The organism is Streptomyces sp. ITFR-21, assembly GCF_031844685.1.
Lineage (GTDB): Bacteria > Actinomycetota > Actinomycetes > Streptomycetales > Streptomycetaceae > Actinacidiphila.
The window spans coordinates 219447-233900 of the sequence record NZ_CP134605.1; the positions used below are offsets into that span (position 1 = coordinate 219447).

At 70.0% G+C, this 14454-nt stretch carries 12 protein-coding genes; 8 read left to right on the forward strand and 4 right to left on the reverse strand.

All coding sequences use genetic code 11. From position 1 onward, the window contains the following. Positions 1-137: 137 nt before the first annotated feature. Positions 138-1370, reverse strand: coding sequence for an ROK family transcriptional regulator (locus RLT57_RS00995; protein WP_311295439.1), 1233 nt, complete (start codon positions 1368-1370; stop codon positions 138-140). A gap of 217 nt (positions 1371-1587) precedes the next feature. On the opposite strand from RLT57_RS00995, the gene RLT57_RS01000 reads away from it, so the two are divergent. The 6 genes from RLT57_RS01000 (at position 1588) to tkt (ending at position 8127) form a co-directional block, all read left to right on the forward strand. Beyond that, entirely contained in the window at positions 1588-2610 is a 1023-nt protein-coding gene (locus RLT57_RS01000; RefSeq protein WP_311295440.1) for a substrate-binding domain-containing protein, read from the forward strand. Further along, positions 2577-3614 carry an ABC transporter permease gene (locus RLT57_RS01005; RefSeq protein ID WP_311295441.1) on the forward strand — a complete coding sequence of 346 codons (1038 nt, stop codon included), beginning with the start codon at positions 2577-2579 and terminating at the stop codon, positions 3612-3614. The genes RLT57_RS01000 and RLT57_RS01005 overlap by 34 nt, the downstream gene beginning before the upstream one ends. Then, on the forward strand, positions 3611-4423 hold the full coding sequence (locus RLT57_RS01010; RefSeq protein WP_311295442.1) for an ATP-binding cassette domain-containing protein: 813 nt from the start codon (positions 3611-3613) through the stop codon (positions 4421-4423). Before RLT57_RS01005 ends, RLT57_RS01010 begins: the two co-directional genes overlap by 4 nt. Then, the gene (locus RLT57_RS01015) at positions 4420-5157 is read left to right on the forward strand and encodes a nucleoside/nucleotide kinase family protein (RefSeq protein WP_311295443.1); all 738 of its coding nucleotides are present in this window, start codon (positions 4420-4422) and stop codon (positions 5155-5157) included. Before RLT57_RS01010 ends, RLT57_RS01015 begins: the two co-directional genes overlap by 4 nt. After that, positions 5154-5921, forward strand: a complete 768-nt coding sequence (locus RLT57_RS01020) for an SDR family NAD(P)-dependent oxidoreductase (RefSeq protein WP_311295444.1) — start codon at positions 5154-5156, stop codon at positions 5919-5921. The genes RLT57_RS01015 and RLT57_RS01020 overlap by 4 nt, the downstream gene beginning before the upstream one ends. Before the next feature lie 91 nt (positions 5922-6012). Continuing rightward, positions 6013-8127, forward strand: coding sequence for a transketolase (gene tkt / locus RLT57_RS01025; RefSeq protein ID WP_311295445.1), 2115 nt, complete (start codon positions 6013-6015; stop codon positions 8125-8127). 299 nt (positions 8128-8426) lie between these two features. Here tkt and RLT57_RS01030 read toward each other — a convergent pair whose 3' ends face one another. The 3 genes from RLT57_RS01030 to RLT57_RS01040 all read right to left on the reverse strand — a co-directional run bounded on the left by RLT57_RS01030 (position 8427) and on the right by RLT57_RS01040 (position 12179). After that, positions 8427-9944: a CoA-acylating methylmalonate-semialdehyde dehydrogenase gene (locus RLT57_RS01030; protein ID WP_311295446.1), complete on the reverse strand. Its 1518-nt coding sequence runs from the start codon at positions 9942-9944 to the stop codon at positions 8427-8429. A gap of 56 nt (positions 9945-10000) precedes the next feature. After that, entirely contained in the window at positions 10001-11131 is a 1131-nt protein-coding gene (locus tag RLT57_RS01035) for a zinc-binding dehydrogenase (RefSeq protein ID WP_311295447.1), read from the reverse strand. 139 nt (positions 11132-11270) lie between these two features. After that, positions 11271-12179, reverse strand: a complete 909-nt coding sequence (locus tag RLT57_RS01040; RefSeq protein WP_311295448.1) for a LysR substrate-binding domain-containing protein — start codon at positions 12177-12179, stop codon at positions 11271-11273. A 567-nt stretch (positions 12180-12746) separates the two neighbouring features. Between RLT57_RS01040 and RLT57_RS01045 the strand changes: the two genes are divergently transcribed. Next, positions 12747-13595, forward strand: coding sequence for an ABC transporter ATP-binding protein (locus tag RLT57_RS01045; protein ID WP_311295449.1), 849 nt, complete (start codon positions 12747-12749; stop codon positions 13593-13595). Next, a complete protein-coding gene (locus RLT57_RS01050) occupies positions 13596-14444 on the forward strand; it encodes an ABC transporter permease (protein WP_311295450.1) in 849 nt (282 codons plus the stop codon). The last annotated feature ends 10 nt before the right edge of the window (positions 14445-14454 follow it).

Consider the following 14454-nt stretch of genomic DNA (forward strand, 5'->3'; position numbering starts at 1 on the left):
GATCGGTCCCGGAGGTCCGCCCGGGACGGACTTCGCACAGCCCGCACAACCCGCACAGAAGGTGCGCGTCGGACGCGGCGGATCCGGCGATCAGCGCGGTGGGCGTACCGTTGCGCCCCGGCCCCGGGCAGCCGGGATCACAGTGCCGCGAACGGGGAGTCGCCGGAGGCGAGCGTCGTGTCGAGGGTGGACGGATGCAGGACGTGGTCGCGGACGAGGTAGGCGGCGCCGGCGATTCCGGCCCGGGACTTGTACTTGGTGGGCACGATCTGCAACTGCCGTGTGGCCAACGGCAAGGAGCGCTGGTAGATGACCTCGCGGACGCCGGCCATCAGGTGGTCGCCGACGGTGCTCAGCCGCCCGCCGAGGACGATGATGTCGGGATTGAGCAGGCTGGTCGCGTAGGCGACGGCTTCGCCGAGGATCCGGCCGGCGGTGCGCAGGGCGGCGACTGCGGCGCTGTCGCCGCCTTTCACCTGGTCGACGACATCGCGGGCGTCGTGGCCGTTGTTCTGGTGGCGGTCCCGCAGGTCGCGGGCGAGCGCCCAGCCGCCGACCAGGGACTCCAGGCACCCCCGGTTCCCGCACCGGCACTGCGGGTCGCCGAAACCGCTGAGGTGCGCATGGCCGATGTCGCCGGCCGCTCCCTGGGCCCCGCGGTTGACCCGGCCGCCCACGACCATCCCGCTGCCGACCCCGGTCCCCGCCTTGATGTAGAGCAGGTGCGACCGGTCGTGCCAGAACCGCCGGTGCTCGGCGAGCGTGAGCAGGTTGACGTCGTTGTCGATCAGGATCGGGACCTGCCAGGTCCGGCGCAGGTGGCCGCGGATGTCGTAGTCGTCCCAGCCGGACATGATCGACCAGCCGAGCACGCGGCCGGCCTCGTAGTCGACGGGCGCGGGCAGCCCGAAGCCGATGCCCGCCACCGGTTTGTCCCCGAGGTCCGCATGGCCGATCATGCCCCGCACCGTCGTCGTGATCTTGTCGAGCAGGACGTCGGGGCCCTCGCCGACCGCCAGTCGCTCGACGCGTTCGGCGAGGATGCCCGCGTTGAGGTCGGTGATCGCCACCCGCGTCCGCTCCTCCCCGATGTCGACGCTGATGATCAGCCCGGCGGCGTGGTTGAGTTGCAGCGCCCGGGACGGCCGGCCCCGCGAGGGCACGCTCTTGTCGCTCTCCTTGACCAGGCCGGCGGCGAACAGCGCGTCGAGACGCTGGCCGACGGTCGAGCGGGACAGCCCCGTGAGCTGGGCGATCGAGGTACGGGTCCGGGCCCGGCCGGTGGTGATCAGTTCCAGGATCCGTCCGGGGCCCTCGTCGGCCCGCCAGGGCAGCGGGCCGGCCGCGGTCGGACGCGTCGTATCGGTCATCTCGCTCCGCTCTCGGGACGTCGGGCTGCGATGTCGGACTGCACTGTAGTGAAGCAGGTATTTATGGCGACCACCATACATAAGATGGTTATTTCTGCTTGACAGTCGATGGAATGGTGCGCAACATCGACGTAATCACCCGGTCATGTCGACCCCCGAGGCGGATCTCACCCGCACCGCGGGCGCCGAGCTGACGGCCCTGCGTCCAGGAGGACCAATGAAGATCGTCCGACGTGCTCCCTCTCACGTGCGGCTCAAAGTCGCCGCCCTCACCGCGGCCTGTGCCGTCGTCGCCGTGGGATGCGGCAGCAGCGGCTCCGGCGGCGGCTCCGGCGGCTCCGCCACGCTCGGGATCGTCGAGCTGAACCTGAGCAACCCCTTCTTCAGCACCCTGGAGAAAGGCACCGAGGCCGCCGCGAAGGCCAAGGGCTGGAAGGTCATGAAGGCGGAGGCCAGAACCCCCGGGGACTCGGCGACACAGGTGACCGCGATCGAGAACATGATCGCCAACAAGGTGAAGGCGATCGTCGTCACCCCGGCCAACGCGACAGCGCTCAACGGCGTGCTGAAGCAGGCGAGGGACAAGGGCATCCTCGTGCTCACGGTCAACGCGGCCCTCGATCCGACCGACGCCGCGGACGCGACCTACGCCACCGACAACGTCGCCGCCGGACGGCTCATCGGCCGCTGGGCCAAGGCGTCGTCCCCGGCCGACCCGCACGTCGCGCTGCTGGACTTCGACCTCTCGGACCAGCCGTCCGCCGACCGCCACAAGGGATTCCTCGACGGCTACGGCATCACCCTCACGTCGCCCCTCGTGGCGGGCAGCGCGCTGACCCAGGGGACCGAGGACACCGGCCAGTCGCAGATGGAGAACCTGCTGTCGGCGCACTCCGACATCAACGTCGTCTACACCATCAACGAACCCACCGCGCACGGCGCCTACACCGCCATCAAGAACAAGGGCCTGGCCGCGAAGACCGTCCTGGTCTCGGTCGACGGGGCCTGCAGCGGCGTCGAGGACGTGAAGAACGGCGTGATCGGCGCCACCGCCATGCAGTTCCCCGACAAGATGGGCTCGATGGCGGTCGCCGCCGCCGCCGCGTACGTCAAGGACGGCACCAAGCCGAAGCCCGGTGTCATCGACTCCGGCACGGTCCTCATCACCGACCACCCCGTCCCGGGAGTCGCCTCACAGACCTCGGCGTGGGGCCTGAGCCACTGCTGGGGACCGCGGTGACGACGACACGTGACGCCGATGTCGCGGCCCTGGAAAAGGGCGTCGGTCCCCGCCGCGACGTCCGCGCCCTCGCGGCCCACCAGACCGCCGGGCCGCTCGCGGCCCTGGTCGTGGCGGTCATCGTGTTCGCCCTGTCCACGAGCACGTTCTTCAACTCCGAGAACCTGGCGCTGATCGCCCAGCAGTCCGTCGTGGTGGGCACCCTGGCGCTGGGCCAGACGCTGATCATCCTGACGTCGGGCATCGACCTGGCGAACGGCGCGATCCTGGTGCTCGGATCCGTCGTCATCGGAAAGACGGCCGTCCACAACGATCCGGTGCTGGCCGCCCTGATCGGCCTGGCGGTCTGTGTCGTGGTCGGCTCGGTCAACGGCGTCCTGGTGTCGCTGCTGAAGCTGCCACCCTTCATCGTCACCCTCGGCGTCATGTCGGTGGTCGCCGCCGCGTCCCGCCTCTACACCTCCTCGCAGAGCTATCCCATCGACTCCGACTTCCTGACGTTCCTGAACCGGGGGCCGACGGCAGGCGGGGTGACCATCACCTACGGAGTGATGCTGTGGGTCGTGCTCACCGCGGTCCTGGGATACGTGCTCAGCCAGACCTCGTGGGGCGTACGGGTCTACGCGGTGGGCGACAACCACAAGGCGGCGGAGCTGGCCGGCATCAAGGTCAAGCGGATCCTGCTGAGCGTGTACGTGGTCGCGGCGATCGTCTACTTCTTCGCCGCCTGGCAGGCCCTCGGCCGCACCCCGACCGCCGACCCCAGCGGATACACCAACGCCAACCTGGACAGCATCACGGCCGTCGTCATCGGCGGCACCAGCCTCTTCGGCGGCCGGGGCGGCGTCGTCGGGACGTTCATCGGCGCACTCATCGTGACCGTGCTGCAGAACGGACTCACCCAGGCGGGCATCGACTCGCTCTACCAGCAGGTCGCCACGGGCGTCCTGGTCGTCATCGCCGTCGGTGTCGACCACCTCGTGCGAAGGAGGCAGACTCGATGACCGGCTCCGACTCCGTGCCGAACGTGCTGGAGGCCCGCGGCCTCACCAAGCGGTACGGCCACGTGGTGGCCATGGACGGCTGCGACTTCGACCTGCGGCCGGCCGAGATCCTCGCCGTCATCGGCGACAACGGGGCGGGCAAGTCCACCCTGATCAAGTCGCTGACCGGAGCCGTCATCCCCGATGAGGGCACCATGCACCTCGACGGGGAGCCGGTCCGGTTCCGCAGTCCCCTCGACGCGCGCAAGGCGGGCATCGAGACCGTGTACCAGGAACTGGGCGTCGCACCGGCCCTTGACATCTCGCAGAACCTGTACCTCGGCCGCGAGCAGCGCCGCAAAGGGGTGCTCGGCACCGTCTTCCGAAAGCTGGACAAGGGCCGCATGCGCCACGCCTCGGCCCAGCACATGGTCGATCTGGGAATCCGTATCCAGTCCATCGGCCAGAAGGTCGAGACCCTGTCCGGCGGGCAGCGGCAAGCCGTGGCGGTGGCACGCGTCGCCGCGTGGGCGACCCGTGTGGTGGTCATGGACGAGCCGACGGCGGCCCTGGGCGTACGCGAGACGAACCAGGTCCTCGACCTGATCCTCCGCGTCCGGGACCGAGGGCTGCCGGTGGTCCTCATCAGCCACAACATGCCCAATGTGTTCCAGGTCGCGGACCGTATCCACATCCACCGGCTGGGGCGCCGCATCGCAGTGGTGGACCCCAAGAAGACGTCGATGGAGGAGGCCGTCGCGCTCATGACCGGTGCCAAGACGCCTGAACCGCCACCCCCCGCGGCACCGACGAAGGACGGGCAGCGATGAACCCCGAACCGACCGGCGGCATCGCGCGGGCGCGAGGGGCCGATCCCGCCGCCACCGCCGCCGCCACCACCGCCACCGTCTCCGTCGACGATCTGGTCGCCGCCGCCCGCGCGCTGGTCACCCCGGGCCACCGGAAAATACTCGGCATCACCGGCGCCCCCGGGTCGGGCAAGTCCACCCTCGGTGAGGCCATCGTGTCCGCGCTCGGCGGCCAGGCGGTACTGGTCGGACTCGACGGCTTCCACCTGGCCACCGCCGAACTGGACCGGCTCGGGCGCAAGGCCCGCAAGGGGGCCGCCGACACCTTCGACGCCGCCGGCTACGTCCACCTGCTGCGCCGGCTGCGCGCGCGGCGGGACGACACCGTCTACACCTCCTTCTTCGACCGGAGCCTGGAGGAGTCCATCGCCTGCGCGGTTCCCGTGCCGCGCGACGTGCCCCTGGTCGTCACCGAGGGCAACTACCTGCTGGTCCCCGACGACCCGTGGGGCCCCGTGCGCGGACTGCTCGACGAGTGCTGGTTCCTGGAGCCGGGCGAGGACGTCCGCTTCGACCGGCTCATCACCCGCCACATGTCCTACGGCCGCTCCGCCGAGGAGGCGTACGAACGCTCGCACGGCTCGGACCAGCGCAACGCGCGGCTCATCGAGAGCACCCGGCCCCACGCCGACCGGGTCCTCCGGGTGCGAGCCGTGGAACACCTGTCCCCACCCCTTGAGGAGAACACCGCATGAGCGTCCTGGACCAGTTCCGTCTCAACGGAAAGGTCGCCGTCGTCACCGGTGGAAACCGGGGCATCGGCAAGGCCATCGCGATCGCCCTGGCCGAGGCGGGCGCGTCGGTGGCCATCGCGGCCCGCGACGAGGAGCGCAACCGCGAAACCGTGGCCGAACTGGCGGCCAGCGGCGCCACCGCGATCTCCACCGCGACCGACGTCACCAGTCGCGACGCCCTCGTGGCCATGCGCGACGAGGTCACCGGACAGCTCGGCCCGATCGACATCCTGGTCAACAACGCCGGTGTGGGCATCCACGGCGAGTCCCTCGTCATCGACGACGCGAGCTGGGACCGGGTCATGGCCACCAACCTCAACGCGGTCTGGAAGGCCAGCCAGGTGGTCGGCCAATCCATGGTCGCGCGCGGCACCGGCTCCATCGTCAACGTCGGGTCGATGTCCGGCATGATCGTCAACCGCCCGCAGTGGCACGCCCCCTACGCGGTCTCCAAGGCCGGGGTCCACCACCTGACACGGTCCCTCGCGGCGGAGTGGGCGCCCAGATCGGTGCGGGTGAACGCGATCGCCCCCGGTTACACCAAGACCGAGATCTCCGACATCGACCTGCCCGAGTACAAGCACTACTGGATCGACGAGGTGCCGATGCAGCGCTACGCGCAGGCCTCCGAGATCGCCCCGGCCGCCTTGTACCTGGCCAGCCCCGCGTCGTCGTTCGTCACCGGCGAGGTCTTGGTGATCGACGGCGGCTACACCCTGTGGTGAGCCCGCTCCCGGCCGGCCACGACGACGACGCCGCCGCCGGAAACAGCCCGCAGGCTCATCCGCACGCACCACCTCGTCGAAGGAGCGCTCCGTGACGAGCACCGACATCCGCCCCGCACCCTTCGCATGGACCGACGACGACGCGCAGGCCGTCACCACCGCGCGCGTACTGGCCATGGACGCCGTGGAGGAGGCAGGACACGGCCATCCCGGCACCGCCGTCAGCCTCGCCCCGGCGGCCCACCTGATCTTCCAGCGCTTCCTGCGCCACGACCCCGCGGACCCGGCCTGGCCCGGACGCGACCGCTTCGTCCTGTCGTGCGGGCACTCCAGCCTCACCCTGTACATCCAGCTCCACCTCACGGGCTACCCGGTGTCGCTGGACGACCTGCGCGCCTACCGGAAGCGGGGGAGCCTCACCCCGGCGCACCCCGAGCGAGGGCTCACGCCGGGCGTGGAGACCACGACCGGGCCGCTCGGCCAGGGCATCGCCACCGCGGTGGGCATGGCGATGGGAGCCCGCCGCGAGCGCGGGCTGTTCGACCCCGGCGCACCGGCCGGCACCAGCCCCTTCGACCACCGCGTCTTCGTCCTGTGCTCCGACGGGGACATCCAGGAAGGCGTGAGTTCCGAAGCCGGTGCCTTCGCCGGCCACCAGCGGCTGGGCGGCCTCGTCGTGGTCTACGACGACAACCGCATCTCCATCGAGGGCAGCACCGACCTGGCGACGAGTGAGGACGTGGCCGCCCGCTACGCCGCGTACGGATGGCACGTCCAGCGTGTCGCACTGGCCGCCGACGGCGACATCGACCTGCCCGGGCTGTCCCGGGCGCTGGAGGAGGCGACGGCCGAGACGGACCGCCCGTCGATCATCCTGATGCGCAGCACCATCGCCTGGCCGGTTCCCGGCGCGCAGAACACCCCCGCGTCCCACGGCTCCGCGCTCGGCGCCGAGGCCGTCCGCGCGGCCAAGGCCGTGCTGGGAGCGGACCCCGACGCGACGTTCGACGTACCGGAGGAGGTCCGCGGGCGGACCACGGCGGCAGCGCGCGCGGCCGGGGCCCGCGCCCACCGCGCCTGGGACGAGCGTTTCGCGGCGTGGGCGGCCGGCCGTCCCGACGGGCTCGCCCTGTGGCGGCGGCTGGAGAGCGGGCGGATGCCCGCCGGCTTCGAGGACGCCCGACCGTCGTTCGGGGCCGGCACGCCCGTGGCCACCCGCAAGGCGTTCGGCCGGGCGCTGAAGACCGCGGCGGCGCGACTGCCGGAGCTGTGGGGCGGCTCGGCCGACCTGGGCGAGTCCAACCACACCACTGTCGACGCCACCTCCTCGTTCCTCCCCGCCTCGAACTCCCAGCCCGGTGCGGATCCGGCAGGCCGGACGATCCACTGGGGCATCCGCGAGCACTTCATGGCCGCGGCCATGAACGGCATCGCGCTCTCCGGCCGCAGCCGGCCCTACGGCGGCACGTTCCTGGTGTTCAGCGACTACATGCGCCCCGCCGTACGACTCGCCGCGCTCATGCGGCTTCCGGTCGTCTACGTCTGGACCCACGACTCCATCGGCCTCGGCGAGGACGGCCCCACCCACCAGCCGGTCGAACACCTCGCCTCGCTGCGGGCGATCCCCGGCCTGGACGTGGTACGGCCCGCCGACGCCAACGAGACGGCGCTCACCTTGTGGAAGGTCCTCACCGCGCCCGCGCGGCCCACCGGATTCAGCCTCAGCAGACAGGACCTGCCGGTGTTCCCGGACCACGGCGACGGCTACCGCACCGTCGCCGGCGCCGTCCGCGGCGGCTACATCCGCTACGAACCGCGCGCCCAGGACCCCGGCGCCGAGCCGGACGCGGTCATCATCGCCACCGGTTCCGAAGTCCACGTCGCGATCACCGCGGCACGCTCCCTCGCCGACGAAGCGATCCGCGCGCGAGTCGTCTCCATGCCCTGCCGCGAGTGGTTCGACGAACAGCCTTCGTCCTACCGGGACAGCGTCATCCCGCCGACCGTACGCGCCCGGGTCACGGTGGAGGCGGGGGTCAGTCAGGGCTGGCACGACCTGCTGGGCCTCGACGGCCGTGCGATCAGCGTCCAGACCTTCGGCGCGTCAGCCCCGGCCGGCGAACTCTTCGAACACTTCGGCATCACCCCGGAAGGCATCGCCACGGCAGTGCGGGCGGTGGTGCGCGAGGCCGCCCCGGGCCGGTGAGTGCAGGACGGGGTACAGGTCCCGGCCCGCTGCACGGGGAGCGGGCCGGGGCAGGCGTGCCGAGCACGGCGGGGTGATGCCGTCCGGACGGGGCGGCGCCACTCCGGCACCGTCGGTGAGGTGGTCCCCGGTCAGGCGACCGGGGTCCTCCATGACGGACGTCCTGCCCGGGGCGGAGGCCCCTGATCCCGGATGTCCGCCCGAGCGGATCAAGCCCCGGAGTGCCCGCCGGCGGATCAGGCCCCCGGCGCGTTCGCGGCCCGGACGCGACGCGACTCCGCCGATGCCGGCACGGTGACTCAGCCGGTACTCGGGAACCCGAGGTCGATGCCGCCGTGGTCCGGGCCGGGCCAGCGGGTGGTGACAGCCTTCTCACGGGTGAAGAAGTGGAAGCCCTGGGTGCCGTATGCCTTGGTGTCGCCGAAGGCGGAGGCCTTCCAGCCGCCGAAGGAGTGGTAGGCGACCGGCACGGGGATGGGCACGTTGACGCCGATCATTCCGACCTGGACCTCGTTCTGGAACCTGCGAGCGGCCCCGCCGTCGTTGGTGAAGATCGCGGTGCCGTTGCCGAAGGCTCCGGAGTTGATCAGGTCCACGCCCTCCTCGTACGATGCGACCCGCACCACCGACAGCACCGGCCCGAATATCTCCTCGGTATAGACCTTCGACGTGCTCGGGACACGGTCGATGAGGGTGGGACCGAGCCAGAAGCCGCCGGGGACGCCGTCGGGGACGACGGAGCGACCGTCGACCACCACCACGGCACCGTCCCGGTGGGCGAGGTCGATGAAGGACGCGACCTTGTCGCGGTGCTCCCGGGTGACCAGCGGTCCCATGTCGCAGCCGCGCCTGCCGTCTCCGGTCCGCAGGCCGGCCATGCGCTCGGTGATCTTCGCGACGAGAGTGTCGGCGACCGGCTCCACCGCCACCACCACCGAGACGGCCATGCACCGCTCGCCGGCGGAACCGAAGCCGGCGTTGACCGCGGCGTCGGCGACAAGGTCGAGATCGGCGTCGGGGAGCACCAGCATGTGGTTCTTCGCCCCGCCGAGGGCCTGGACACGCTTCCCGGCCCGAGCGGCGGCCTCGTAGATGTAGGAGGCGATCGGGGTGGAGCCGACGAACGAGACGGACGCGACGTCGGGGTGCTCAAGCAACGCGTCCACGGCGGTCTTGTCGCCGTGGACCACGTTGAAGACGCCGTCCGGCAGACCCGCTTCGGTGAGCAGGGCGGCGAGCCACATCGCGGCTGAGGGGTCCTTCTCGCTCGGCTTCAGGACAACGGTGTTCCCGGCGGCGAGCGCGACCGGGAAGAACCACATCGGCACCATGGCCGGGAAGTTGAAGGGGCTGATGACGGCGGTCACGCCGACCGGTTCGCGGAAGGAGTGGACGTCGACACCGCTGGAGACGTTGCGGGAGAACGCTCCCTTGAGGATTTCGGGGAAGCCCAGGGCGAATTCCAGGACTTCCTGGCCCCGGGCGATCTCGCCGAGTGCGTCGGAGAGCACCTTGCCGTGCTGGCCGGTGATGATCGCGGCCAGTTCGTCCTTACGGTCATTGAGCAGTTCGCGGAAGCGGAACAGGACCACCTGCCGACGGGCCATCGACAGGTCGCGCCAGGCCGGGAACGCGCGGGTCGCCGCCGCGACGGCCCGGTCCACGTGGCCCGGCGTCGCGAAGACGACCGACGCGGTCCGCACCCCGAGGGCGGGATCGTAGACCGGACCCAGACGGGCGTCGACGGGATCGAACGGCGAGCCGTCGATCCAGTGCGGAATGCGCTCAGGAGGTGCGGCGGTGGCGGACTCGGACATGGGCGGCCTTTCCAACAGGGGATTGAACGGCGGGATGATCGGGGGCCGGGCGGCGGTCAGTCCATGACGACGACGGCGCGGCCGGTGATCTCACCGCGGGCCAGCGCCTGGTACGCCTCGTTCGCGTCGTCGAGGGGGAAACGCCGGGTGACGAGACCGGCCGCGTCGAACCCGCCGTGGGCTGCGGCTTCGACGACAGCGGGCAGGTCCTCGCGGGTCCGGGCTCCGAATGAACCGGTCACGGTGTAGCCGCGGCGGACCAGCGGGGTGATCTCGATCTCGGCCTTCGCCTGGCCGGCGGCGATGCCGATCGCGACCATCCGGCCACCGTCGCCGAGCAGTCCGACGGCCTGGCTGAAGGTGGCCGGGTGGCCGAGCGCCTCGAAGGCGACGTCGACGCCGCCGCAGATCTCCTGGATCGCGGCACGGGCGTCGGTCGTCCGCGAGTTGACCACGTGCGTCGCACCCATCAGGCGGGCGGCAGCCAGCTTGTCCTCGTCGATGTCGACGGCGATCACCGGATCGGCACCGGCGGCTCTGGCCAGCTGCACCACCCCGGAGCCGACTCCGCCGACGGCCACCACGGCGACCGACTCGCCCGACCGGACCCGACCAGCGCGATGGACGGCACCGTACGCGGTGAAGGCGGCGCAGCCGAGGACGGCCGCTGTGACCGGCTCGATGCCGGGCTGGAGTCCGGCCAGGCCGGACAGCGGCACGACCGCGAACTCGGCGAGTCCACCCATCGAATACATGGCGAGGAACGAGCCGTCGGCCGTCGACAGCCGGCTCTCGCCGTCGTACAGCGTGCCGTGGAGCCGGTTCTGCGCGAAGAAGTTCTCGCACAGGTCGTCGCGGCCCCGCAGGCAGGACGCGCAGGTGGTGCACGGCATGATGAACGCCCCCACCACGTCGTCGCCCACGGCCAGTCCCCCGGGCCGGTCGGCCGGGGCTCCGAGCGCGACGACGCTTCCGCTGATCTCGTGGCCGAGCACCGCGGGGCGGGGGAAGCCGACCTCGCCCTTGATGACGTGCAGATCGGTGTGGCAGACCCCGCAGGAGCGGATCTTGACCAGAGCCTCCCCGGCACGCGGTCGGGGCACTGGGATGTGCTGGATCTCGAGCTCGGGCGCGTCGCCCACGAGAACGGCTGCCTTCATCTCGCTCGGCAGGGGAACGGCCGACAAGGGTCCTCCTCGGTGAGGGGTTATCACCGGCAAGGGTGCCCCTCACCTGAGAAGGCAGACAAGTACTGATCATGCACAGCGGATCTGCGTTTCTGCACAGTCCGGCGCGCGCCTGGCCGCGCCGGGCCTTCTCCAGCGCTCACGCCAGAGGAAGCAGCTCGCGCTGGTGTCCCGCGACATGGCGGTGCAGGGCGGTTCGGATGAGCTCCACGGCGTCGGGAGCGGGGCTGTCCCTGCGCAGGCTCAGGGAGTAGGCGAGGACGAAGCGGACCTCGGCAGGCAGCACGCGGCGCAGTTCCGGTTCCGGTTCCGCGAGGAAGGAGGGCAGCAGGCCGATGCCCGCACCGTCCCGGGTCGCCGCGAGTTGGGCGTGCACACTGGTGGAGGCGAACCCCACGCCCATCCCGGCGAAGCTGCGGGCCAGGTCGAGTTCGGCCACCGCCAGGTGTGAGTCGACGTAGAACACCAGGCGGTGGTTGGCCAGGTCGGCAGTGCTCCGAAGAGGTCCGTGCCGGCGGAGGTAATCGTGGCTGGTGTAGAGGCCGAGCTCGTAGCGGGTGAGCAGTTCGGAGGCGAGCCATCCCTGCCGGGGCTCTCCGATGCTGACCGACAGGTCGTATCCGGCTGCGCGCGGGCTCAGCGGTCGCGTCGACGTCACCAGCTCGACCGTGATGCCGGGATGTTCTCGCACGACCTCGGCGATCGCGGAGCAGGCCAAGGACGCGCCGAAACCGTCGGGCGCGGCGATGCGGACGGTGCCGCGGACGGTTCCTTCGACGCCCTGGACCGCGGCGCGCACGTCGTGGACGACGTCCTCCAGGCGGTTGGAGCGCTCGACGACGACACGGCCGAGTTCGGTCAGCACCCATCCGTCCGAGCCGTGCTCGATCAGGGTGACGCCCAAGCTGGATTCCAACCGCCGCAGCCGACGACGCACCGTGGTGTGGTCGATGCCGACGATCGCCGCTGCCGCGACCAGCTTGCCGGTGCGCGCGAGGGCGAGGAGCAGCCGCAGGTCGTCGGTGGAGATGTCGTCGCGGGAGGGCACAGGGCCATTGTGCGGTACGGGTGCGGCCCGCACGGTGCCCGGAGAACCGCGGGCCGGCCGGCGCGAACAGCGACACCCCGAGACGCCCACCCCCCTGAGACCACCACGCCGATGTCAACAACCGCTTCGGCGAGACGTATCCCGGACAAGTTGTCGCGGCGACCGGCCCGAGCACTCCGGGTCGGCGCGAGACCGTCCTGGGACCCGGCTTCCGCACCGGTCAGCGGACTGTTCATCCTCGGTCCGACCCGTTGACACGAGGTCTCGGCGAGTTTAACGTGACACTGCTTCCACATAGTAAGCAGAACATCCACACTATGAAGAAGTGTCGCATGGACCGGGCGCACTGCTCCTGACCTGGAGAAACCTGCGGTCGAAGACTCGCCGGGCGGGCCGGCGAGACCTCTGCGGCACATCCGCCATCCGGAGACATGTCTGGCTTGTTTCCGCCCGTGACCTCCCCGAGCACTCCGCAAACCGGAGCAGGAGGCCGGGCGCACCGGACGACCCGATGAGGCACGGCAGAAATCGATACTCGCCGACACACCCAGAAACGGGAGGCCAGCTGTGAGTTCGGCATTCGATGAACCAGCGCTCAGCGTTGAACACGTCGGCATGACCTATCGTCAGTCGGGCTCGGATTTCTCCGCGCTCGTCGACGTCTCCATGCGCGTGGAAGAGGGGGAATTCGTCTCCATCGTCGGACCGTCGGGATGCGGCAAGACAACTCTGCTCCGCATCATCGCGGGGCTCGTGGACCCGACCAGTGGAACGGTGTCGAACGGGCTCGGCCGCACCGGACGGACAGCGGCCGGTGCCTCGGCGAAAGGGGCAGGGAAGGCAGGTGCGCGAGGTTACCGAGGCGACGCCATGCGCTATGCGATGGTGTTTCAGTCCGCGCTCCTGCTACCCTGGCGATCGGCTCTCAAAAATGTTCTGCTGGCCACGGAACTCGGCACCGACCTTTCGCCGCAGGAAGCCGAAAGGCGCGCCCGGGAACTGCTCGGCCTGGTAGGTCTCGAATCATTCGCCGAATCGCTTCCGAAACAGCTCTCCGGGGGAATGCAACAGCGTGTCTCCATCGCCCGGGCGCTGATCACCGATCCCCCGCTCCTGCTCATGGACGAACCGTTCGGCGCCCTTGACGCCATGACCCGCGACACGATGGGCGTCGAGCTCTCACGTATTCAGAGCACGCTCGGCAATGCCGTCCTCTTCGTGACCCATTCCATCAGCGAGGCCGTCTTTCTGTCCGACCGGGTCGTGGTCATGGATTCCAAGCCCGGTCGTATCATCGGCGACGTCTCCGTGAAACTGGAACGGCCCCGTACCCTCGCCATGCAGCGGGAACCCGAATTCGCCCGTTCGGTGGCGACCATCCGCGAGAGTCTGGGCCTAGCGTTGGGAGCTAGCTGAGTGGCTACCTTGGTTTCTCGACAGGAGCAGCAGGAGAAGCGGGACCGGCCGGGAGGACGGCGGCCACGGCTACTCGTCAGGCACGGCAGGCGACTCGGAATCCTGGCGATACAACTGCTCGTCCTGGTGGTTTCGGTCATTGTCGCCGAGTTGGTGATCGAGGCACTCAAGGTCTCTCCCATCATCGTGCCCCGCCCGACGCAAATCCTCTCCGCATTCCGCACGCTCTGGGATCGGGACGCCATCCAGACCAATGGCCTGCATACGCTCTATGCGCTGGCCATCGGTTTGGTGATCGGCTGCCCTCTCGGCCTCGTCGTCGGCACCGCGGTGGCGCTGTCGAAATGGACGAACATCCTGGTGCGCCCCTACATCGTCGGCTTCCAGTCGCTCCCCAAAATCGCTTTGGCGCCGATCTTCGTCCTCTGGTTCGGGTTCAATCTCAAATCCGAGGTCATCCTCATCGCTATCGAGGCGTTCTTCCCGGTGTTCGTCAACACCATCGCCGGGATCGACTCGGTCGAGAAAAGCTACCTGGAGATGTTCCGCTCGCTGGGCGCCGGTCCCTTCAAGACCTTCGTCAAACTGCGCTTTCCCATGTCCCTGCCCTATCTGTTCGCCGGACTGCGACTGTCGGTCGTCTTCGGCCTGATCGGTGCGGTGGTCTCGGAATTCGTTGGACAGCGCGAGGGGCTGGGAAAGCTCATGACATCCCTCGACGCGGTCGTGGACACCGCCGGATCATTCGCCGTCCTCCTCGTGCTGGCAGCCATAGGGCTCGTGCTTCAGGCACTGGTAGGAGTGCTGGAGCGACGGCTGCTCCGCTGGCGCGACACCAGCACCAAGTGATCGCCGAAAT

Coding starts and splice junctions, on each gene's coding strand:
- RLT57_RS00995 (WP_311295439.1), bottom strand. CDS start 1,370: ATGACCGATACGACGCGTCCGACCGCGGCCGGCCCGCTGCCCTGGCGG.
- RLT57_RS01000 (WP_311295440.1), top strand. CDS start 1,588: ATGAAGATCGTCCGACGTGCTCCCTCTCACGTGCGGCTCAAAGTCGCC.
- RLT57_RS01010 (WP_311295442.1), top strand. CDS start 3,611: ATGACCGGCTCCGACTCCGTGCCGAACGTGCTGGAGGCCCGCGGCCTC.
- RLT57_RS01015 (WP_311295443.1), top strand. CDS start 4,420: ATGAACCCCGAACCGACCGGCGGCATCGCGCGGGCGCGAGGGGCCGAT.
- RLT57_RS01020 (WP_311295444.1), top strand. CDS start 5,154: ATGAGCGTCCTGGACCAGTTCCGTCTCAACGGAAAGGTCGCCGTCGTC.
- RLT57_RS01030 (WP_311295446.1), bottom strand. CDS start 9,944: ATGTCCGAGTCCGCCACCGCCGCACCTCCTGAGCGCATTCCGCACTGG.